The sequence below is a fragment of the Paenibacillus cisolokensis genome (assembly GCF_050481165.1).
GTDB lineage: Bacteria > Bacillota > Bacilli > Paenibacillales > Paenibacillaceae > Paenibacillus_AH > Paenibacillus_AH cisolokensis.
Window position 1 is genome coordinate 55619 of sequence record NZ_JBCNFP010000077.1, and the last position, 22205, is coordinate 77823.

16 protein-coding genes are annotated in these 22205 nt (G+C 58.5%); 14 read left to right on the forward strand and 2 right to left on the reverse strand.

From position 1 onward, the window contains the following. The first annotated feature begins 42 nt into the window (after positions 1–42). Genes ABEV74_RS13660 through ABEV74_RS13680 form a run of 5 tightly spaced genes read left to right on the forward strand, consistent with a single transcriptional unit; the run spans position 43 to position 6904 of the window. Entirely contained in the window at positions 43–1566 is a 1524-nt protein-coding gene (locus ABEV74_RS13660) for a sodium:solute symporter family protein (protein ID WP_430146700.1), read from the forward strand. Next, the gene (locus ABEV74_RS13665; protein WP_430146701.1) at positions 1559–2854 is read left to right on the forward strand and encodes an AGE family epimerase/isomerase; all 1296 of its coding nucleotides are present in this window, start codon (positions 1559–1561) and stop codon (positions 2852–2854) included. The genes ABEV74_RS13660 and ABEV74_RS13665 overlap by 8 nt, the downstream gene beginning before the upstream one ends. Further along, positions 2851–4905, forward strand: a complete 2055-nt coding sequence (locus ABEV74_RS13670) for a glucosamine-6-phosphate deaminase (protein ID WP_430146703.1) — start codon at positions 2851–2853, stop codon at positions 4903–4905. The genes ABEV74_RS13665 and ABEV74_RS13670 overlap by 4 nt, the downstream gene beginning before the upstream one ends. Continuing rightward, on the forward strand, positions 4902–6137 hold the full coding sequence (locus ABEV74_RS13675) for an N-acetylglucosamine-6-phosphate deacetylase (RefSeq protein WP_430146704.1): 1236 nt from the start codon (positions 4902–4904) through the stop codon (positions 6135–6137). Before ABEV74_RS13670 ends, ABEV74_RS13675 begins: the two co-directional genes overlap by 4 nt. Continuing rightward, positions 6134–6904, forward strand: a complete 771-nt coding sequence (locus tag ABEV74_RS13680; RefSeq protein WP_430146706.1) for a sugar isomerase domain-containing protein — start codon at positions 6134–6136, stop codon at positions 6902–6904. Before ABEV74_RS13675 ends, ABEV74_RS13680 begins: the two co-directional genes overlap by 4 nt. An 89-nt stretch (positions 6905–6993) precedes the next feature. On the opposite strand, the gene ABEV74_RS13685 is transcribed toward ABEV74_RS13680, so the two are convergent. Continuing rightward, positions 6994–7977 carry a YpdA family putative bacillithiol disulfide reductase gene (locus ABEV74_RS13685; protein ID WP_062492994.1) on the reverse strand — a complete coding sequence of 328 codons (984 nt, stop codon included), beginning with the start codon at positions 7975–7977 and terminating at the stop codon, positions 6994–6996. Between the two features lie 177 nt (positions 7978–8154). Between ABEV74_RS13685 and ABEV74_RS13690 the strand changes: the two genes are divergently transcribed. Then, positions 8155–8688 (forward strand): hypothetical protein, encoded by a 534-nt coding sequence (locus tag ABEV74_RS13690; RefSeq protein ID WP_062492995.1) that lies wholly within the window; start codon positions 8155–8157, stop codon positions 8686–8688. An 854-nt stretch (positions 8689–9542) separates the two neighbouring features. Here ABEV74_RS13690 and xerS read toward each other — a convergent pair. Further along, positions 9543–10625, reverse strand: a complete 1083-nt coding sequence (xerS, locus tag ABEV74_RS13695; RefSeq protein WP_430146709.1) for a tyrosine recombinase XerS — start codon at positions 10623–10625, stop codon at positions 9543–9545. 377 nt (positions 10626–11002) lie between these two features. Here xerS and ABEV74_RS13700 point away from each other — a divergent pair, with 377 nt between their 5' ends. The 8 genes from ABEV74_RS13700 (at position 11003) to ABEV74_RS13735 (ending at position 22182) form a co-directional block, all read left to right on the forward strand. Further along, complete coding sequence (locus ABEV74_RS13700; protein ID WP_430146711.1) at positions 11003–12247, forward strand: DUF445 domain-containing protein; 1245 nt, start codon at positions 11003–11005, stop codon at positions 12245–12247. A 146-nt stretch (positions 12248–12393) separates the two neighbouring features. Continuing rightward, complete coding sequence (locus tag ABEV74_RS13705; RefSeq protein ID WP_430146713.1) at positions 12394–13515, forward strand: GntR family transcriptional regulator; 1122 nt, start codon at positions 12394–12396, stop codon at positions 13513–13515. A gap of 392 nt (positions 13516–13907) precedes the next feature. Then, a complete protein-coding gene (locus tag ABEV74_RS13710) occupies positions 13908–15335 on the forward strand; it encodes an extracellular solute-binding protein (protein WP_430146715.1) in 1428 nt (475 codons plus the stop codon). A 109-nt stretch (positions 15336–15444) separates the two neighbouring features. Next, positions 15445–15600: a hypothetical protein gene (locus tag ABEV74_RS13715; protein WP_430146717.1), complete on the forward strand. Its 156-nt coding sequence runs from the start codon at positions 15445–15447 to the stop codon at positions 15598–15600. A 3-nt stretch (positions 15601–15603) separates the two neighbouring features. Further along, on the forward strand, positions 15604–18342 hold the full coding sequence (locus ABEV74_RS13720; RefSeq protein ID WP_430146719.1) for an extracellular solute-binding protein: 2739 nt from the start codon (positions 15604–15606) through the stop codon (positions 18340–18342). Positions 18343–18348: 6 nt separating this feature from the next. Continuing rightward, complete coding sequence (locus ABEV74_RS13725; protein WP_235593430.1) at positions 18349–19242, forward strand: carbohydrate ABC transporter permease; 894 nt, start codon at positions 18349–18351, stop codon at positions 19240–19242. Between the two features lies 1 nt (position 19243). Next, on the forward strand, positions 19244–20110 hold the full coding sequence (locus tag ABEV74_RS13730) for a carbohydrate ABC transporter permease (protein WP_062493001.1): 867 nt from the start codon (positions 19244–19246) through the stop codon (positions 20108–20110). Between the two features lie 14 nt (positions 20111–20124). After that, complete coding sequence (locus ABEV74_RS13735) at positions 20125–22182, forward strand: YIP1 family protein (protein WP_430146720.1); 2058 nt, start codon at positions 20125–20127, stop codon at positions 22180–22182. The last annotated feature ends 23 nt before the right edge of the window (positions 22183–22205 follow it).

The window sequence follows — 22205 nt, forward strand, 5'->3', positions numbered from 1 at the left end:
ACCAATTAGTCCTTGACTAGGACAAAATAGGAGGTGCCGAGTATGGAAGCGTTGGACTGGATCGTGCTGGCCTTGTTCTTTTTGCTGATGGTCTTTATCGGTACGTGGTCGTTCAAGCAAATTAAAGGCACGAAAGACTTTTTTGCTGCAGGCGGGAGGATGCCGTGGTGGCTGTCGGGCATATCCCACCATATGTCGGGGTACAGCGCCGCCGTGTTCGTCGCATATGCGGGCGTCGCGTACACGCACGGCTTTACGCTGTACGTCTGGTGGGCGGTTCCTGTCGCCATCGCCGTCTTCGTCGGCGCGCTGCTGATCGCCCCGCGCTGGTCGCGTCTGCGCCAGAAGCTGAACATCGAATCGCCGATGGAATATTTGTCCACCCGCTACAATGTGCCGACGCAGCAGCTGATGGCCTGGAGCGGCGTGCTGCTGAAGCTGTTCGACGTCGGCGCGAAATGGGCCGCTATCGCCGTCATTTTGAACGTGTTCGCGGATGTGCCGATCGCGGTCGGCATTGTCGTCTCCGGAGCCATCTCGCTGTTCTACGCGGCGATCGGCGGATTGTGGGCCGATGCCTGGACCGATTTCGCCCAATTCGTCGTCCAGCTCGTCGCCGGCATCGCCATGTTCGTCATCGTGGCGGGCAAGCTCGGCGGTCTCGGCTCGGTTACCGGCATCTGGGAGCAGCTCCCGCCGGATCACAGCAAGCCGTTCGTCGGCGACTATACGATCGGCTTCGTTCTCGCTTATGTTGTCATCAATTTCCTCAGCTATAACGGCGGCACGTGGAATCTGGCGCAACGTTATATCGCGGCTCCGACCGGCGCCGATGCCCGCAAGGCTGCCATCTTCTCCGGCCTGCTGTATCTGTTCTGGCCTCTCATCCTGTTTTTCCCGATGTGGGCCGCGCCGCTCTTTTACGAAAATTTGGCGGATCCGACCCAATCCTATTCGCTTATGACGATGGATTTGCTGCCGGCCGGCCTGATCGGTCTCGTGCTGGCTTCGATGTTCGCCCATACGATGGCGATGACGACATCCGATGCCAACGCCATAACGGCGGTCATTACCCGGGATATTATGCCGGTCATATCCAAGAAGTACCGCTCGCTCAGCAGAAAAGCGTCGCTCCGGTTCGCCCGTATCGTAATGATCGTTTTCGTCGGACTGACGCTCCTCATCGCGCTGAACGCGAATTCGTTCGGCGGCGTGCTTAGCCTGCTGATCACCTGGTTCGGCGCGCTCGTCGGCCCGATCTCGATCCCGATGCTGCTCGGCCTGATGCCCGCGTTCAAGCATAGCGACTCGACGGCCGCCATCGTGTCGTGGGTCGGCGGCATCGTTACGTTCGTGCTGGTCAAATACGTGTTCGTAACCGGCACCGCGCTGCTGGTTGCGTCTCCGGTGCTCGTATCGGCCATTCTTTTTATCGGCATCGGATTGGCGAAGCGCGGCCGCCCGGTCCGGCCGGAGGTCGAGCAGCTGATGGAAATGCTCAAAGCGGACAGCGCTTTGGCGAATACCGGGACCGGTGCCGGGCACGGGATGAATTCGAATGGATAATCGGCTGAACGGCTCTGCATTGACGGCTTTTTACAAGGAGCATTTGACGGAATCGCTGCTGCCGTTTTGGGAGAAAGCGGTTGACCGCGAGCACGGCGGCATTTTCACCTGTTATTCCAACGATGGCGGACGGCTGTTTTCGCGGGATAAATATACGTGGTCGCAGGGGCGGTTCGTATGGCTGTGGTCGAAGCTTGCCGGGATGTCGGCGCGCGGATTGCTGGTATTGCCAAGCGGACGGTATGCGGAGGAAGCGGGCAAAGCTGCGGATTTTCTGAGACGGAATGCGATAATGGACAACGGAAATTGCGCGTTTCTGCTGACCGAAGACGGCCGGATGAAGGAGAGCGAACCGGGTAAAGGGTTCGACACGAGCGTATATGCCGACTGCTTTGTCGTGCTCGGGTTTGCCGCCTATGCCCGCGTATCCGGCGACAGCTCCTATGTCGAAGCCGCGCTGCGGCTGTACGACCGGATCGTGGAGCGGGTGGAGGAAGGCAGCTTCCGCAGCGAGCCGTATCCGATCGCGCCAGGCTACAGGGCGCACGCCATTCCGATGATTCTGCTCAACGTGACGCAGGAGCTGCTGGAATGCGCGGAGGCGTTCGGCCATGCGCGCTGCCTCGAACTGGCCGATCGATGCCGGCGTTTCATGGACGACATTATGAACCGGTTTCTGCAGCCGGACGGCCGGATAGCCGAAATCGTTCCCGCATCGGGCGCAGCGCCGCCGGATACGGTGCTTTGCCGGCATGTCAACCCCGGGCATACGCTGGAATGCATGTGGTTCGTCATGCACGCGGCCGTGCGGCTGGGACGGGAGGAGCTCCTCGCTCCCGCCGGCCGGGCCGTGAAGAGGGCGTTCGAACTCGGCTGGGATGCCGATTACGGCGGACTGCTGCGCTTCGTCGACCGGGACGGGGGGCGGCCGGCGGGGAGGCTGGCGAACGACCCTTACGAGACGCTGGTGCTGGATACGTGGGATACGAAGCTGTGGTGGCCGCATTCCGAGGCGCTGTACGTTACGCTGCTTTCGTCCCGGCTGCTCGGCGATCCGGATTTTGCGGCGCTTTACGACAAAACGCACCGCTATGTGTTCCGGACGTTCCCGAATCCGGACCGGACAATCGGGGAATGGGTCCAGATTCGCGACAGACAGGGGCGGCCGCTTGACAAAATCGTCGCTTTGCCGGTGAAGGACCCGTTTCATATTATGCGCGACGTGCTGCTGATCATCGAGCTGCTGGACGGCGACGGGCGACGCTTGCGGGAGGCGGCATCGTCATGACCGGTCGTTTGGAACTCGGGACGGCCAAAGCGGATATTACGCCGTCGCATCCGGTCGCGCTGGCCGGCTTCGCCCATCGCAGCGGCGTCTTCGAAAGAATCGTCCGGCCGCTCGGGATGAACATCTTTTGCTTTCGTCAAGGGAAATATCAGGCGCTCGTCGTATCGGCCGATCTGATCTGGTGGGGCTCGGACTATGCGGACAGGCTGAAGGCGGCTATCGATGCAGCATGGCCATCCGCTTTCGATGCCGTTCTGCTGCATGCGACTCACAATCATTGCGGACCGCAAACGAGCGGCCTGTTCCTGAAGGTGCTGGGGGAGCCGGACAGGGAGTATTGGGCCGAGCTGGAAGCGAAGCTGCTGGCCGGCATCGGGGAAGCGTTGGAGCGGATGGAGCCGGTCTCGGTCGAACGCGGCCGGGACCGTTGCGAGCTCGGCATACATCGGCGGCTATGGAAGGACGGCGTCATCGTCATGGCCCCGAATCCCGACGGGCCTGCCGATCATGAACTGACGGTTATCCGGTTCCGCAACGATGCCGGCCGCGTCAAAGGCTTGTTCGCGCATGCGGCATGCCACCCGACGACGACCGGGGACAACATCGTCTTCCCGGAGTTCCCCGGCGTCGCCATGGAGGCGGTGGAGAACGCGCTCGGAGAGGGCGCGGTCGCTGCGTATTTGCAAGGCTACTGCGGCGACGTGCGCCCGGCGCTGATTCGCGATGGGGCGTTCTGCCGCGGATCAGCGGACGATGCGGAACGGCTCGGCATCCGACTTGCCGAAGCGGTGCTGCGCGTGCTGGAGCGTCCGATGGAACCGCTCGCCGCATCCGAACTCCGGTGGGAGGAGCTGATCGTTCCGCTGCCGCTTCGGCGCGTTCCCGCTCGAGCGGAGCTTCAAGCGAAGTGCGGAGAGGACGGCATCGTCGGGGAATGGGCGGCGCGATTGCTCGGCGAGCTTGAAAATACGGGGCGGCTGCCGGATTCGGTGCCGCTGCGTCTTGGCGCGCTGCGGCTGGCGGACGGATTGACGCTGCTGGCGGCCGACGCGGAGATGGTGGTGGAGTACGGGCTGTTTGCGAAGCGAGAGCTTGAAGAAGGGGTTCTGCCGGTCGGCTACACGAACGGCATGACCGGTTATGTGCCCACCGACCGTCAGTTGGCGGAGGGCGGGTACGAAGCCGCCGATTCGTCGCTCTGTTTCGGATTGCCTTCGCCGTACGCCGCCGGAATCGAACGAAACATTAAGGAAGGGATGAGAACATTGACGGGAATAGTGAAGCCGGTGCTGGAGAAGCAAGCGGACCGGCTGCAGGTGCGCGTCTATCGCGACCGGAAGCAAATGGGCACGGCAGCCGCTCTTGATGTCGCACGCCATATGAGGGAGCTGTTGGAGAAGCGGCCGCGCATCCGGATGATTTTTGCCGCTGCGCCTTCGCAGAATGAATTTCTGGAAACGCTGCGCGGTTTAGACGGCATCGATTGGTCCAGAGTGGACGTCTTTCATATGGACGAATATATCGGGCTGCCGAGCGATGCGCCGCAGCGTTTCGGGCGGTTTCTGCAAGAAAGGCTGTTCGATGCCGTACGGCCGGGAGGCGTCCATCTGATCGACAGCTCGGGCGATATCGGCGCCGAATGCCGGCGTTACGGCGAGCTGATCCGCCGGGAGCCGATCGACATCGTCTGCATGGGAATCGGGGAGAACGGCCATATCGCGTTTAACGATCCGCCTGTCGCCGATTTTCACGATACCGAGACGATCAAGCCGGTCGAGCTCGACGACATCTGCCGGCAGCAGCAGGTGAACGACGGCTGCTTTGCGTCGTTGGCCGACGTGCCGACCCATGCGCTGACGCTGACGGTGCCGGCGCTCATGTCCGGCCGGCGGCTGTTCTGCATCGTGCCGGGTCCGACGAAAACGAAGGCGGTGCGGGAGACGTTATACGGACCGGTGTCCGAGGCGTGCCCGTCGACGATTTTGCGGACGCATCCGGCTTGCACGCTCTATACCGACCGGGACGCGTTCGGCGAGGAGGCGCTGCGATGAACGCGGCAGCAGGTATGGCGGCCATCGAGGGAGCGGGTGCGGCAGTGGGCACGGCGGAGGTGAGCGGCAGGCATTACCGGACCGGCGAGCCCGTTGCCGTCTGCATCGAGAACGGGACGATCGTCAGCGTACGGCCGCTGACGGACGCGCCGGCCGGGGCGGACGGCCGCGAATTGCCGTGGATCGGTCCCGGGCTTGTCGATCTGCAGATAAACGGCTGCGCAGGTTTCGATTTCAATACGATTCCGATGGCCGACGGGACGGCGCAGCGGATAACCGAAGCGCTGTTCCGGGAAGGGGTGACGGCATATTATCCGACCGTCATTACGAACAGCGACGAAGCGATTGCGGAAGGGATGCGGACAATCGCGGCCGCCTGCGACACCGATCCGGCATGCCGGGCGGCGATTGCCGGCATTCATCTGGAAGGACCATTCATCTCGCCGGAGGACGGCGCGCGCGGCGCTCACAGCAAAGCGTATGTCAAGGCACCGGATTGGGAGCTGTTTCAGCGATGGCAGGAAAGCGCGGGCGGGCGCATCCGCATCGTGACGCTGTCGCCGGAATGGCCGGAAGCGCCGGCGTTTATCGAGCGCTGCGTCGCCCATGGCGTGCGCGTGTCCATCGGCCACACGGCGGCGACATCGGAGCAGGTGAAGGCGGCCGTTCGGGCCGGTGCGACGATGTCGACCCATCTGGGCAACGGCGCGCATCGGCTGCTTCCCCGTCATCCCAACTATATATGGGATCAGCTGGCGGAAGACGGCTTGGCAAGCTGCCTGATCGCGGACGGGTTTCATCTGCCGGACGCTTTTCTCAAGGTGGCGTTAAGGGTGAAGGGCGAGCGGGCGATCCTCGTCAGCGACGCCGTCAGCTTCAGCGGAATGCCGCCCGGGATGTACAACAGCCATATCGGGGGGCAAGTGGTGCTGACGCCGGAAGGCAAGCTTTATATGGCCGGCGAACCGCGGCTGCTCGCAGGCTCAGCGCAGCTGCTGCCGCGGGGAATTGCGAATATTGCCCGCAAAGGTCTGGCGTCCCTGGCGGCAGCCTGGGAGATGGCGTCGGTGCATCCGTCGGAGCGGATGGGGCTTCCGTCGGCACGCGGACTTGTGCCCGGCGCTCCGGCCGATCTTGTCCGGTTCCGCTGGGACGGACAGCGGGTTCGCATTGTGGAAACGTACAAAAGCGGAGTGAAAGTTTACGATTCCGTAACCGGGGAGGGAAAATGATGGATCATCGTTCGGTTCCCGTCATGACGCAATATTTGGCGAAAATTGTGGAGCATCTGGAGCTGCTTCATCGGGAAGAACGGGAAGCGGTGGCGCGCGCGGCGCGCATGGTGGCCGATCAGATCAAGGAGGACCGGATCGTCTATGCTTACGGTCCCGGAGGGCATTCGAACCTGGGGGCGCAGGAAATCTTTTTTCGCGCGGGCGGCTTGATGCATATCAGCGCCATTCTTGACGAAGGTACGCTGCTGAGCGGCGGGGCGCTGCGCTCGATGGCGATCGAACGGACGCCCGGCTACGGCGCCATCGTCATCGACGATTACGGATTGAAGGAAGGCGATCTGCTCATCCTGATCAACGCATACGGCATCAATGCGGCGCTCATCGATGCGGCTCTGGAGGCGCGGGCCCGCGGCGTGAAAACGATCGGGGTGACGTCCGTGCGCCATGCGCGGGCCACGCCGGAGAACCATCCGGCGCGCCATCCGTCCAAGCGCAATTTGTGCGATCTGGTCGATGTCGTGCTGGACAGCAAAATCGAGGTCGGCGATGCCGTTATCGAAATCGAAGGCGTCGAGCAGCGGGTGGCGGCCATGTCGACCTTCGCCAACACGTACTTGCTGCAGTCGCTCGTCGCGGAGACGGTCCGGCTGCTGGCCGAGGAAGGCGTTCACCCGCCGATCTGGATGAGCGGCAATGCGACCGGAGGCGATGAGGCGAACAACCGGTTTATCGGCCGGTTCAAAGGGCGGATCAAGAAGCTGTAGCGCGGTCCGCGATCCGCGATCCGCGAGCCGCCGGCAGCCGGAGCTGACAGCATTTTCGCAGGGGCGCGAATAGCTGACGGTCCGGCTGCTTACGCCCGCTCCTTGGCGAGCAGGCTGGCGGCGATTTTGCGCCCGTGGAAACGGCCCGTCTCGATGAAGATTTCGTTGGCATCGTGACGCGACGCCACGACCCCGGCCAAATATACGCCCGGCACATTCGTCTCCATCGTCTCCTCGTCGAAGTACGGGTAGCCTTCCGGCTCGATTCTGACGCCGATGGCGGACAGAAAATCGCGGTCGGGATGGAAACCGGTGAGCGCCAGCACAAAATCGTTCGGCAGCCGCTCCTCGCCGTCCGGACTTGTTACGGTCACCTCGCGCGGTCCGATGCTGACGACCCGGGAGCGAAAACGCATGTCGATTCGCCCTTTGGCGACGAGACTTTCGAACACGGGGCGGACCCAGGGCTTAATGCCCGGCGAATATCCCTCGCCCCGATAAATGACGGTAACCTTCGCTCCGACCCGCTCCAGCTCGAGCGCGGCGTCGATCGCGGAATTGCTGCCTCCGATGATCGCCACTTTCATGCCGGTATACGGATGGGCCTCCCGGAAAAAATGCGATACTTTCTCCATATCTTCGCCCGGGATGCCGAGATAATTCGGATGATCGAAGTAGCCGGTCGCGACAATGACATAGCGGGCCCGGTAGAGCTTCCGTTCGCCGAAACGGTCGAAGCTTTCCAGCTCGAAGCCGTCGCCGCCGAGCGGCGTCACGCGCTTGACGGTTTCGTATGCGTTGATCCGCACGTTCCGGCGGAGCGCCACGTTGCGATAATAATTCAGCGCTTCCAGACGGGTCGGCTTCTCATGCGGCGTCGTGAACGGAATGCCGCCGATTTCCAGCAGCTCCGGCGTACTGAAAAAATGCATATAAGTCGGATACTGGGAGATGGAATGCACGACGTTCCGCTTCTCGATAATAAGCGGATCTTTCCCGATATCCTGCAGCTCCAAGGCTGCGGCCAGACCGCAAGGGCCGGCGCCGATAATAATTGCCGTTTCTTCGCGCATAGGTCGTCTCTCCTTCCCGAATGAAGGCGCGGGCTCCTCGGCCCGCGATATAGGTGAAGTCGATTCCCATTGTAACCTGCAAATCGCCGTCAGGCAAATCGTCGAATGGCTCTCTTGTACAGGCAGCGGAATGATGTATAATAATGTGGAACTGGTTTTTGAGGAGGAAGGCGAACGATGCGACGGCGTTTTGTAATCGAAGCGGTCATGGTTGCGACATACGGGCAGTTGCTGGTGCCGAGCCGTCCGATCGAGTATGTGATCCCTTATTCGACGATCATGGAGCTTTACGACATGAAAGATGGGGCCGATCCGATCATGGACGACCCGCAGGACGACAAGCATGTCAGGGAGAAGATCGGAGAGCTGATCGGCTTTTTCGAGGAGCCGCTCAACCGCAAAAAAATCGAAAAGGCGCTTCAGGTGCCGTGGCGCGAAAGCTCGCCGCTGCTGCTGAACGAGCTTGTGCAGTTTACGGTCGTTCACGCGATCGACAATGCGCAGTACGGCGAATATTTCGACCCGGTCGAGACCGAACTGCTGCTGACGGCGATGAAGCTGCAGACGCCGCTGCTGTCGGATCAATTTGAGTTTCAGGATAAGCTGATCGAGGCCGAAGTGCCGGTTCAGGTATACGATATCGAGGATTTCGAATTCGCGGTAGAGGAAGGTATTTCGAGCGAGGACTGGGAAGTTTCACGCGATCTGTAACCATCCGGAAGCGCTGCTTTAGAGAAGACCGGTAAGCCTTTGGGTAGGCTTCCCGGTCTTTTTTTAAAAGATTAAAGAGAGTATAAAAACTTACTTAAACCGTCCGCGCCTTCCGTCAAATCGTCGTCCGTCCGTTGCCCGCACCGTCATCTGTCTAATCGCCTCCGGTCCGTTGCGTGTACCGTCATCTCTAATCGTCTCCGGTTCGTTGCGTGTACCGTCATCTCTATTCGTCTCCGGTCCGTTGCGCTCCCCACCTTCAAGTGCCTCCCTTTTCCCGGTAGATTACTTTGGCGAAAAAAAGATGCAAAAATACAGGAATTTTGGCTTGAATAGGTAAATATGGAACAAAATACTGCAAAAATACAGTATTTTTTGGTGATTTTCGCTTGTCTGGCATGAACGGATCAAAAAAACTGTATTATCGCAGAAATTTTTGCATTTTGGTTATTTTACGCCCGAAAAGCTGCACTTTTGCAGCATTGTTCCGATAATGCAAGCGGGAAAGGTCCAGCAGGTGCGCTATCGGACGCGCGATCGGGACGACGCGAGCGCATAGTGCCCAGCAGGTGCGCTATCGGACGCGCGATCGGGGCGACGCGACGTATAGCGCCCTGCAGGTAGGCTATCGGCCCCCCGACGGTTTGACCGCTACCGGGGAGCTGCGATGCAGGGCCGCATGGACATGTTCGGTTGGATTACGAGGATTCGGGCGACCGCCATCGGCGCCGTTTCGTACGCGATCGCAATTGCCGGCTGCGGGTTTAGGCGGAATAAGGTCGGGATAACATAGACGAAGGGGCGGGGCGGCTGGCGGAGATTCGGCAGAGGTCGCGCGTAACAGCGCGCAACCTCTACGCATCGCGGACGCGATCGATCGCTTCGGCCATCGTCCGGTCGGTCAGATGGGCGTAGATTTGCGTCGTTTCGGGCGAAGCGTGGCCGAGCTGCTCCTGCGTTTTGTAAATATCGTTGCGCAAATAGTAGTCCGTCGCGAACGAATGGCGCAGCTTGTGAACGGACAGGTACGGCTTGCCGAACCGTTTGGCGTATTTGATCACCATTTCCTGAATGGCGCGCTTCGTCATCCGGGAGCCTTCGGACTTCCCGTTGGCGATGGCGAGAAACAGCGCCTTCTCGCGCTTCGGCGCTTTGTAGCGGGTTTCGCGCATCGCCAAATACGCCTGCAGATCGGCGACCGCTTCCTGGCGAAAATAAACCGGCGTCTTGAAGGTATCGTCGTTTTTCCCTTTTCGGTATACATAAGTAAGCTTTTTCTTCAAATCGATGTCGTCGACATCCAGATTGACGACCTCGGAAACGCGCAGTCCGGAATGAAGGATGAGGCTGACGATGCAGGCGTCGCGCGTCCGGTTCAGCTCGTAGGCGTACAAAGCCTGCTTGTTGCTTGCGACGTCGGCGCCGTAGCCGTGCTTGACGTATTCGAGAAACTCGGCAATTTCCTCTTCCTGCAGCAGCTTGCCTTCCAGCTTGGCCGCCGTATCCTTCGGCTTATGGGTGCGCTTGATCGAAATTTTGGCCATGACGTTGCGCTTCAGCAGCGGGTAGAATTGTTCGTCCTCGGCGATCTGGCTCAAGTAATGGAAGAGCGAGCGGAGCGAAGACAGCTTGCGCGTAATCGTGACGCGGCTGTTCGTCTGCTGCTGCCGTGTCGACAGAAACATCCGGAAGCCGTCGATATTGTCCATATGCAGCCTTTCGAGCTCCTCCAGCTTGATGTCGCGTATCGTGGGCCCTTCCGCAAGCCCTTCGGCCAGCAAATAGGAAAAAAACGTTTCGAAATCCCGCACGTACTCGAGCAAAGAAGAAGGCGACAGATCGGGCAGCTTGTAGCCGATAAACTTCTCGACATACCAGGGCATGGTAGGAAGCTTCTTTTCCAGCTCTTGCCGGTCCTTCGCTTTCAAAATGTTCAAAACTCGTCACCTCGCAGGAACAATGTCAGAGAGAAAGGTTATGATAAGGAAACGCGTCTTCGGCGTTGCCAAACGCATCCAAAATGATACGGCGACGCTTCTATTGTAGCAGTATGGCAACCGTCGAACAACTTGGCGGAGCCGTCGGCCGGCAGCGTCCCCAACCCCCGGTATGGTGTTTTTTCCCAAAGAATATGTTACGATCGAACTGAAACCGAAAGGCCGGATTCCGATTGGGACGGCTTTGCCGGATAACTGTTCTTGTTTTCCGATAAAATAACGGCGCTCGGGGAGCGCAGGTTTGGCATAATGTTTGCATAATCCGGCCATTCGTAGTCATTCGACCCTACGACCTTACATCTGAGCGGAGGCTGCATATGAACACGAAAAATATCGCGGGAATTTCACTGGCCGTTATGGGCGCCGGATTTGCGGCGACGTTGGCGCTGCCGGACAGCATATGGACGGAACTGGCCAAAGGGGGGTTCGAAGCCGGGCTGGTCGGGGGCTTTGCCGATTGGTTTGCCGTAACGGCGCTGTTCCGCCATCCGATGGGCATTCCGATTCCCCATACCTCGCTGCTGCTGCGGAATCGGGACAAAATCGTCAATGCGCTCGTATCGGCGATGGAGAACGAGCTGCTGAACAAGGAGAGCATCAGCGCCAAGCTGAAGAAGCTGCAGCTGCTGCGGCTCGCGGCGACGGGTGCAACGAGACTGCTCGCCCGCCGTCACGTACGGATCGCGCTCCTCGATTACACGCAAAAACTGATCGCCCGGACCGAGCCGGAACGGCTTGTCCCGCACATTCGGCCGATTCTCGCTTCCTTCGTCCGCCAGGCGGAGCTGCGGGAGCCTCTCGCCCGCGCTGCGGACGCGGTCATCGACGGACGGTACGACGAACGGGCGTTCGATTACCTGCTGAACGAAGCGCAAAATTGGGTGCGGAAGCCGGGAACGCAATATTTGCTTGGTCGGCTGGCGCTGGACAAGCTGAATGAAGCGCAGGTAGGCGGTTTTCTCGGTTTTGCGGTTCAAGCGTTCGCCGGATTCATGAACGAAGACAAGCTCGGCGGCTTGCTTCAGCATATGATCGTGACCGCGCTGGAGGATCTGGGCAAAGACGACAATGTCTACCGCCATTCGATCGTGATGGAAATCCGCGAGCGAATGCACGCTTTGGCCGACAACGAGGAACTGCATGCCCGCTGGAAAGCGTGGGCGGAAAACGCCGTTGCAGGCGAGAATTTCGAGCGGTTCGCAGTCGGTCGCTTGAACGAAGCGAAAGAATGGCTCATCGGCTGGACGGAGGCGGAGAAGCGGAACGGAGGGAAAGCCGTTTTCCGCGCTTACCGGGCGCTGCGCCGCTTCATCGACCGCGACCCCGCCATGATCGAGGCGTGGGAGAGCAATCTGCGTGATTATGCGACGAGGCTCGTCGAGCAAAATCATTACCGGATCGGCCGGCTGGTCAAAGAAAATGTGGACCGGATGGACGACAAGACGCTCGTGGCGATGCTGGAGCGGAAGGTTGGCAAAGATTTGCAATGGATTCGCGTCAACGGCGCGCTGTGCGGCTTTGTGATCGGCCTTGCGCTGACCGCTTTGCAGATCGCATGGTGATGTTTTTTATTTCTCATTTGAAAATTTGGTATATTTAATTTAAAATAGTTATACCAACTACGCCGTAAGAACAGCGAGAATAACATATGCAATGAAATGTCTACGATCCGAAATATTCGATGTAGAATGGAGAGAAGTGACTCGACGTGCCCGACAAGAGACCTTTATACCAAGTGATTCTGGACGATTTGAAGGAGAAAATCGAAACCGGATACTATGCGCCGGAAGCGCAGCTGCCGACGGAAGTGGAGCTGGCCGAGCAGTATGGCGTCAGCCGGATCACCTCGAAGCGGGCGCTTATCGAGCTGGAGCGGGACGGAATGATCTACCGCAAGCGCGGTAGCGGCAGTTACGTCAAGCCGCGGGAAGAGCCGGAACCGGTGCGGCAGGACGAAATCCGGAGCGCCGGTCCGATCATTTCGATGATTTTGCCGTATATGGCGACGAGCGAGCTCGAATATATTAAAGGCGCTGCCGATTATCTGGACTCCAAAGGATATTATTTGAGCATTCATAACAGCAATTGGAGCAAGGAGAAGGAAAAGGAATTGCTTGTCCGGCTCCCGAGAAGCGGCATCAACGGCATTATTCTATATCCGCTCAGCACGATCAGCAACGTGGAGACGGTCAATGCGCTCAGCAGCAACGGCTACCCGCTTGTCACGGTAGATCAATATTTCGACAAGCTTAACGTCAGCAGCGTCGTATCCGACAACTACAGCGGCGGGTATATGACGGCAAGCAGGCTGATCGAGCTCGGCCATGAACGGATTGCCTTCGTTTCCAGCATCAGCATCGAATACCGAAGCTCGGTCCGGGACCGCTACCTCGGTTATTGCCAGGCGATGAAGGATCACCGGATCGCCATTGATCCGGAGCTCGTATACACCGATTTCTACCGCGACGTAAACGACAGCAATGCGCGCGAGTTTTACCAATCGATGCTGGCCTCGCTGCTGGCGAAGCGAGCGACCGCGATCCAGGCGGAGCACGATCTGCTCGCGGCCGATCTGCTCAAAAATGCGCTCGAATCCGGCATCGGCGTGCCTAGCGAGCTGTCGATCATCGGGTTTGACAACCATGAAATTTCCGGCCATGTGGAAGTCCCGCTGACGACGGTGGCGCAAAATTATTACCACTTGAGCCGAAAGGCGGCCGAACTGATCGTCGACATTATCGAGAATCGGAATACCGGGCATCAGATGATCAAAATTCCGGTCACGATGATCGAACGCCAGTCGACAGCCGTACGCCATGTCCGCGCCTGAACATGCAAGATGATAATAGAGCTTTCCGAACGCTCCGGCGTGCGGAAAGCTCTTTTCAGTTGCGGGCGAAACACGTCCTTCTTTTACCTTCTTCCGCTCTGTCCGGGGCGGCTGCGATGGCGTTCGAAATCGCAAAAAAAATTCTTTATATTAGATATATCAAATTATTTACAATTGATTCGATCGGGGATATAATAGGCGCAATAAGAGTTTATGGTATATCAATTTTCGGATAAGTCGGTATACCATATTCATTCTTATTGTCGTCGCACAGCAGGGGACGGGAACACCTTTTCAAGGCGAAGGGGGGCAAAGCGGGAAATCAAAGGGGTCATGGGTTGCATTCGGTTTTTCGCACTACTGTCAAATATTCCGGAGATGGAGGCGGTAAAGTGAAAGCGATTAAAAAACCTTTTCTGCTCATTTGTCTAATGCTGTTCGTCATCATGGCGGCTTGCTCGGGAAATACGGAGAAACCGCAGGATCAGGGGAATGCCGGAGGGGACGCGCAGGCCGCCGAACAAACCGGCAGCAACGGCGAGGAAACGAAACCGGAAGCGGAGCCGGAGCAGTCGGATGAGAAAATATTCGATCTGAACGGGGAAACGGTCAAGATCGGATTGTGGTGGGACGGCGCCGATCCGCGCGAGACGAAGGCGGAAGAGCGGACTCCGGCCGCGGAAATGATGGTGAAGAAGATTGAAGAAGTAGAGAAGAAATACAACGCCAAAATCGAATTTGTCAAATTCGCCGACTATGAAAACTATGTGGAGCATTTCACCACGACTTCGCTTGCCGGCGAACCGTTCGCGGATGTCGTCGTGCTGGAGCTGTTCTGGGCGTTCCCGACGCTTGCGGAGAAAGGGCTGATCGAACCGATCGACCAGTGGCTCGACATGTCGGACCCGAAATACAACGAATGGATGAGAACAGGCGGCAGCTACAAAGGCAAGCAGTACGGCCACTATGACGGATCGCCTTCCCCGTACGGATTTTATTACAACAAAACGCTCGTGGAAAAGCTTGGTCTGGAAGATCCGTACGAGCTGCAGCAGAAAGGCGAGTGGACCTGGGATGTGTTCCGCGATTACGTGAAGCGGGCGACGAAAGATACCGACGGCGACGGCAAGACGGATATTTACGGCATCGCGGGAGCGAACGGCGGCGTCAAATGGCTGGCCGAGCAATTCATTTACGTTAACAACGGGGCGGTCGACAAGGATGAGAACGGCGAAATCAAATTTTCGCTCGACAGTCCGCCAGCGATCGAGGCGCTGCAATTCGTCTCGGATCTGTACAATGTCGACAAATCGATCAAGCCGAATGTGGAAGACCAGACGAAAGAATTCGTATCCGGCAACGGCGTCTTCTATGCCGGCTTCAGCTGGGAGCTGAGCGGTCTGATCGAAGGGCTGGCCGGCCAGGAGATCGGTTACGTATTTCTGCCGAAAGGTCCGAACGCGGACGATTATAAAAGCTATACCCCGTTCGGCAATATGTATTTTGCCGCCAAGTATTCGAAAAACGCCGAAGCGGCTATGCATATTTACGATGAAATCAATCTGTACGGCGAAGGGCGCAAATTGACCGAGGAATCGTGGGCCATGTCCTGGCCGTCCAAGGAATCGCTCGACACCCGCAAACAGATGTATGACAAGATCGGCTACATTTCCTATTATGCCGTTCCGGACGGCGAAAAGCTGTTTGAAAGCGTCGTCAAAGACATTACCGACGGCAAGGTGACGCCGGCTACTGCGGTCGACAAAGTCAAGCAGCAGTTCGAAGCGAATATCGGCAAGCTGCTCAGCGATAGCAAGTAAAACGGTACAGCTGTTCAATGCGCCATGCTTCTCCTTCCTGCGCCTGCCGGCACGGGAAGGAGAAGCCCGAACGAAGAGGGGGTAGGACATGCGGCGGCCGATCCAGTTCATGATTGGTTTATCGCTCGTTATCATTGCGGCCGCATCCGTGGCGTGGCCGCTGTCCGGCACGAAGGCGCGCCAGGCGGTGAACGTGGGACCTTCGCCGGTCGGCCCGACCGCCATGGTTGCGGGCGGTTCCTACAAGCAGGGGAGCTACGACTAATATTTGTCCGGGCTGACGGCGTCCGCCGAACGTCCCGGCATCGAAGTAAGGGTGGAGGGCGAGAGCTACACCCGTGTCGAGGGGATGGACGCAGCCGCGGCCGAAGACGAGGAAGGCAGGCCGGGAGCGGCGGTATGGACGGACGAAACCGGCACCGTCACATGGGAATTCGACGTTCCGCAGACGGGGCTGTACAATCTGCAGTTCAAATATTTCGTACCGGAAGGCAAAGAATCGGACGTCGAGCGCGAGCTGCGGATCGACGGCGAGCTGCCGTTCGCCGAGGCCCGCAGCATCGTCTTCCACCGCGTCTGGAAGAACGAAACGAACGCGTTCGAGCGGGACGAACAGGGCAACGATCTGATGCCCGCTCAGGTGGAAGTGCGCATGTGGCAGGAGACGGTACTGAAGGATACGACCGGTTACTACACGGAACCGTATCTGTTTTATTTTACGGAAGGGAAACATGCGCTGTCGCTGACGTCCGTGAAAGAACCGCTGACCATCGATTATTTCGAGCTGCTGAATGTGCCGGAGGAGCCGGCGTACGCCGAGGTGAAGGCGGAATACGAGGCGAAAGGCTACCGGAATGCCGGGAGCGTCCCGATTAAAATCCAGGGCGAGCATACGGCGCGCAAGTCGTCGCCGACGCTGCTTCCGTACAATGACCGCTCCGACCCGGCGGTCGAACCGTTCCATGTGTCGAAAGTGCGCAACAACGCGATGGGCGGATGGGGCTGGCGGCTGCCGGGACAGCGGATCGAGTGGAAATTCGAAGCGCCGGAGGACGGCCTGTACACCATCGCCCTGAAATTCCGCCAGAACTATTTGCGCGGCGGTTATGCCGTGCGGAGCTTGACGATCGACGGCAAGCTCCCGTTTCGCGAAGCGGGCCGCATCGCGTTCCCCTACAGCAGCGACTGGCAGATGGGAGTATTGGGATCGGATGAGGAGCCGTATCGGTTTTACTTGACGAAAGGCACGCATACGATCGGGCTGGAAACGACGCTCGGGGATATGGCCGCCGTCATTCGGGCGATCGAGACGACCATATTGAATCTGAACGCGATGTATCGGGAAATTATCAGCTATACCGGCACCGTGCCCGATTCGTTCCGCGACTATCAGCTCGACCGCCGCATTCCGCATATGATCGACGTATTCCGGCGGGAAAGCGCCAACCTGTACGCAGTCGCGGACTTGATCGAGGGAGCCGGCGACGGCACCGACCGGACCGCCACGATCAAGTCGCTGGCTTATCAGCTGAAGGATATGGCGGAGCGTCCGGATACGGTACCGTCCCGGATCGACCGCTTCAAGACGAACGTCGGCGGACTTGGCGATTGGCTTAATTCGTTCAAGGAGCAGCCGCTCGCGATCGACTACTTGCTCGTCACTTCGCCGGGCGCGAAGCTGCCGCAGCCGGAGTCGTCCTTCTTCCGCAGCGCGGCGAGCGGCGTCCGCTCGTTCCTCGCTTCGTTTACGGAAGATTACGACGAATACGGCGCCGAGGACGACCAGGCGATATCCGTCTGGCTGACTACGGCCAGGGACCAGGCTCAGGTGCTGAAACGTCTGATCGACGATTCCTTTACCAAGGAGACCGGCATCAAGGTCAGTCTGAAGCTGGTCAATCCCGATGTCGTCCTGTCCGCCACGATCGCGGGGAAAGGACCGGACATCGCCCTGCAGCTGTCCAACGAGCAGCCGGTCAATTACGCGACGCGCAATGCGCTGCAGCCGTTAAGCGACTTTCCCGATTTCGCCGAGGTGGCGGCCCGTTTTCACGACAGCGCGCTCGTGCCTTACGAGTTCGGCGGCCGCTACTATGCGCTTCCCGAGCAGCAGACGTTTCCGGTCATGTTCTACCGCAAAGACATTATGGACGAACTGAAGCTGGAAATCCCGCAGACGTGGGATGACGTATACGAGATGATTCCGACGCTGCAGAAGCAGAATCTGATCTTCGGGCTTCCCGGCAGCGAGTCGGCGACGCAGACGCCGAGCTCCACGCTGATGCCGAGCTCCGCGTTGACGATGATGCTGTATCAGCGGGACGGCACCTTGTATACCGACAACGGCATGAAGAGCAATCTGGACAGCAAAGCCGGCATCGAGGCGTTCACCGCCTGGACCGATTTGTTCGTCAGCTACAAGCTGCCGATTCAGATCGACTTTGCGAACCGGTTCCGGACGGGCGAGATGCCGATCGGCATCGCCGATTATACGATGTACAACATGCTGAGCGTGTTCGCTCCGGAGCTGAAAGGGTTGTGGGAATTCGTGCCCGTACCCGGCATGCCGGCGGAGAACGGGCAAATTCGCCGCGATGTCGGCAGCAACGGGACGGGAGCCGTCATGTTCAAATCGGCGAAAGACAAGGAAGCGGCGTGGTCGTTCCTGAAATGGTGGACGAGCAAGGAGACGCAGCTGGCATTCGGCCGGCAAATGGAAATTCGTCTCGGCACGTCGGCGCGTTACCCGACCGCCAACCTGGAAGCATTGTCGCTGTTGCCGTGGCCATCGCAAGATTACCGAAGGCTGATGGAGCAGTTCGAGTGGGTGCACGGCAATCCGGAAGTGCCGGGAGGATACATGACCGGCCGTCATGTCGACAATGCGTTCCGCAAAGTTGTCGTGCAGGGCGACGATCCGAGGGAAGCGATGGAATATTACGTTCGATACATGAATGAGGAAATCACGCTGAAGCGCAAAGAGTTCAATCTACCTTACGAGGAGTGAGGGGCCATACGGAAAGCATTCGTCGAAATCAAGAGGCATAGGCAGGCATATGTGCTGATGGCGCCGTATTTCCTTATTTTCACCACCTTTACGGTTGTTCCGGTTGTCATGTCTTTGCTGCTCAGCTTCACCCATTACAATATGCTGGAACCGCCGACATGGGCGGGCTGGTCGAACTATATCCGTCTGCTGGTCCAGGACGACGTGTTCCTGATCGCGGTAAAAAATACGATTCTGTTCGCCGCGATAACCGGCCCTATCAGCTATATGGCCTGCTTTCTGTTTGCCTGGCTCATCAACGAGCTGCCTCCGAGGCTGCGCGCGTTTCTGACGCTTGTGCTGTACGCGCCGTCCATCTCGGGCAACGTTCTGCTGATCTGGCAGCTGCTCTTCTCGAGCGACTCCTACGGCTACGCCAACTCGTTTCTGATGAGCTGGGGCTTCATTCTCGAACCGGTCCAATGGCTGCAGGACCCGCGATATATGCTGGGCATCCTCATTATCGTCCAGCTCTGGCTCAGTCTGGGAACCTCGTTCCTCGCCTTTATCGCCGGCCTGCAAAATGTGGACCGCACGATGTACGAAGCCGGCGCCATCGACGGCATCCGCAACCGGTGGCAGGAGCTGTGGTTCATTACGCTGCCGGCGATGCGGCCGCAGCTCATGTTCGGAGCGGTCATCCAAATTTCGACGGCATTTGCCGTTGCGGAAGTGTCGGTCAATCTGCTCGGCTTCCCGAGCGTCGACTATGCCGGCCATACGATCGTGACGCACCTGATGGATTTCGGCACGATCCGGTTCGAGCTCGGCTACGCGTCGTCCATTGCCACGGTATTGTTCTCGATGATGCTGCTGACCAACCTGCTCACGCAGAAGCTGCTGAGAAAGGTAGGGGAATAGCATGAGAATCATCAAGGCATACAAATTCAAACGTTTGAACCGGTCCCTGGGCGTCGATCTGCTGCTGTTCGCCGTCATCGGCATGGTCGCCTGCTTCATGGCGCTGCCGCTTGTGTTCACGATCAACAACGCATTCAAGCCGATCGACGAAATTTTCCAATTTCCGCCCAAGCTGTTCGTCCGCAATCCGACGTTTAAAAATTTTATCGATCTGGTCCATATATTCAACGATTCGTGGGTCCCGTTTTCCCGCTATATCTTCAACACCTTTTTCATTACGACGACGGGAACGGTCGGCCACGTGCTGCTTGCGTCGGCTGCCGCCTATCCGCTCGCCAAGATCAAATTTCCGGGCCGTTCGGTGCTGTTCAGCATCGTCGTCCTGTCGCTGATGTTCACGTCCCATGTGACGCAGGTGCCGAACTATATGACGATTTCCTGGCTCGGCTTGATCGACACGTACTGGGCGATCATTCTGCCCGCATTCGGGATGACGCTGGGCTTGTACCTGATGAAGCAATTCATGGAGCAAATCCCCGACGCGCTTATCGAAGCGGCCAAAATGGACGGCGCCAGCGAATACCGGATCTTCTGGCAGATCGTCATGCCGATGGTCAAGCCCGCCTGGCTGACGCTTATCATTTTTGCCCTGCAAAATTTGTGGTCGGGCAGCGCCATCAAATTTATTTACAGCGAGCAGCTCAAGACGATCAATGACGTATTCGGGCAAATCGCCGCCGGCGGCATCGTGCGCACCGGACCGGTCGCGGCCGTGACACTGCTCATGATGGTCGTGCCGATCACGGTCTTTATTGTGACACAGAGCAACATTATTCAGACGATGTCGACGTCGGGTCTGAAAGATTGACAGGGGGGAGCCGCTTGAGAAGAACGATAGCCATATTGTTCGCCATGGCGATCTTGATCGGTTTGGCTGCTCCCGCACATGCCGGATCGGACAGCTACACTTACAATTATTGGGGCGATGCCGTTCCTTCGCCGGTGCCGTACACGCTGCTACGGACGATCGACGGGGAGAGCCTGGGCGTCGGACCGTTATCCAATCCGCAGGATCTGTATGTCGGACCGGACGGCCGCGTCTATATCGCGGATACGGGCAACAACCGGATCGTCATCCTGGACCGGAATCTGAACGCGGTGCGCGTCATCGCGGAGTTCGGCAACGGCGGCAGCGCGGATTCGTTCGGCCAGCCCGAAGGGGTGTTCGTCGATCACAAGGGCCGGATTTTCGTCGCCGATACGCAGAACCGCAGACTGGTCGTCTTGAATGCGGACGGCACGCTGCTGCGGGAGATCGGCGCGCCGGAAACGACGCTGCTGCGCAGCGGCTTCCGGTATACGCCGATCAAAGTCGCCGTCGACAAGGCGGAGCGGATCTATGTCGTCAGCAGAGGCTCTTACGAGGGCATTATCGAGTTCGATTCGGACGGGCGCTTCGTCGGCTTCCTCGGCACGAACCGGGTCAAGTTCGACCCGCTCGATCTGTTCTGGAAACGGATATCGACGAAAGCGCAGCGCGATCAGATGGAACAGTTCATTCCGCTGGAATTCAACAATCTGGATCTTGACGGCAAAGGGTTTATTTACACGACCACCTCGGAGGAGGATGCCAGCCGGCCGATCAAAATGCTCAATCCGTCGGGCGCCGACATCTTGCGCGCCAAAGGTTATTTTCCACCGAAAGGCGATATTCGCGCGCCGCAGACGGGAAGCCGGCCGGGCAGCTCGATCTTCATCGACATCGCCGCCGACGAAGGCGGGATGTACAATGCGCTGGACTCGAAGCGCGGCCGCATTTTCACGTATGACAAAGACGGCAATCTGCTGTATACGTTCGGCTCGCTCGGCAGCGAACGGGATCAGTTCCGCACGCCGTCGGCGATCGATACGATCGGGAACCGGATGATCGTTCTCGACAAGGATTACAACCGCATCTCCGTGTTCGAGCCTACGCGCTACGGCCGTCTGATCCGGGAAGCGGTCATCGCGCTCCATAACGGCGAGTCCGACAAAGCCGCCGAAGCGTGGGAGCAAGTGCTGCAACTGAACGCCAATTTCGATGTCGGCTACATCGGAATCGGCAAATCGCTGCTCAAGAACGGCGACAATCGCCAGGCGATGGCATACTTCAAGCTCGGCAACAACCGGGAGTACTATTCGGAAGCGTTCAAGCGCTACCGGAAGGAAATCGTCATCGAAAGATTCGGCACGTTCGTCACTGCCGCCGCTGCAGCCGCCGTTCTCGTCTTCGCCGTTTACAGGTTCAGCCGCCGAAAAATCGCCGCGGGGAGCTTTTACAAGGAAATCGGCGTATTGCGCAACCCGTTTTATACGATGATACATCCGTTCAACGGCTTCTGGGAAATGAAGTACGAGCATAAAGGCCGGTTAAAAGTCGCGCTGCTCATTCTGTTCGGCCTTGCCGTCGTGACCATTGTGAAGCGCCAGTACAGCGGCTTTGTCGTGAATTTCAACAACTTGTCCGAACTGAACAGCTTGCAGGAGCTGCAGTACATCTTGCTGCCGTTCCTGCTCTGGTGCGTGGCGAACTGGTCGCTTACGACGCTGATGGACGGCGAAGGGACGTTCAAGGACATCGTCATGGCGACCGGTTACGCGCTCATGCCGCTCGTGATCGTCTATATTCCGCAGACGCTGTACAGCCGCGTCATCTCGGGTGATGAGAGCTCGTTCTATTACTTGCTGGAAGCGATCGCCTGGATCTGGTTTGTCGGCCTGTTGTTCGTCGGAACGATGACCGTTCACCAATTTACGGCGGGCAAGACGCTCGTGACGATGCTGCTGACAATCATCGTCATCGGCATTCTGATGTTCCTCGGCGTGCTCTTCTTCAGCATGATGCAGCAAATGATCAGCTTTATCGCTTCGATTTATCGGGAGTTGACGTTCCGTCTATGACCGCCCGGGATGACAAGCCGACA

Bases quoted from the DNA above. Each gene is read 5' to 3' on its own strand.
- ABEV74_RS13670 (WP_430146703.1), top strand. From the start codon at position 2,851: ATGACCGGTCGTTTGGAACTCGGGACGGCCAAAGCGGATATTACGCCG.
- ABEV74_RS13730 (WP_062493001.1), top strand. From the start codon at position 19,244: ATGAGAATCATCAAGGCATACAAATTCAAACGTTTGAACCGGTCCCTG.
- ABEV74_RS13690 (WP_062492995.1), top strand. From the start codon at position 8,155: ATGCGACGGCGTTTTGTAATCGAAGCGGTCATGGTTGCGACATACGGG.
- ABEV74_RS13685 (WP_062492994.1), bottom strand. From the start codon at position 7,977: ATGCGCGAAGAAACGGCAATTATTATCGGCGCCGGCCCTTGCGGTCTG.
- ABEV74_RS13680 (WP_430146706.1), top strand. From the start codon at position 6,134: ATGATGGATCATCGTTCGGTTCCCGTCATGACGCAATATTTGGCGAAA.
- ABEV74_RS13715 (WP_430146717.1), top strand. From the start codon at position 15,445: ATGATTGGTTTATCGCTCGTTATCATTGCGGCCGCATCCGTGGCGTGG.
- ABEV74_RS13675 (WP_430146704.1), top strand. From the start codon at position 4,902: ATGAACGCGGCAGCAGGTATGGCGGCCATCGAGGGAGCGGGTGCGGCA.
- ABEV74_RS13660 (WP_430146700.1), top strand. From the start codon at position 43: ATGGAAGCGTTGGACTGGATCGTGCTGGCCTTGTTCTTTTTGCTGATG.
- ABEV74_RS13700 (WP_430146711.1), top strand. From the start codon at position 11,003: ATGAACACGAAAAATATCGCGGGAATTTCACTGGCCGTTATGGGCGCC.
- ABEV74_RS13665 (WP_430146701.1), top strand. From the start codon at position 1,559: ATGGATAATCGGCTGAACGGCTCTGCATTGACGGCTTTTTACAAGGAG.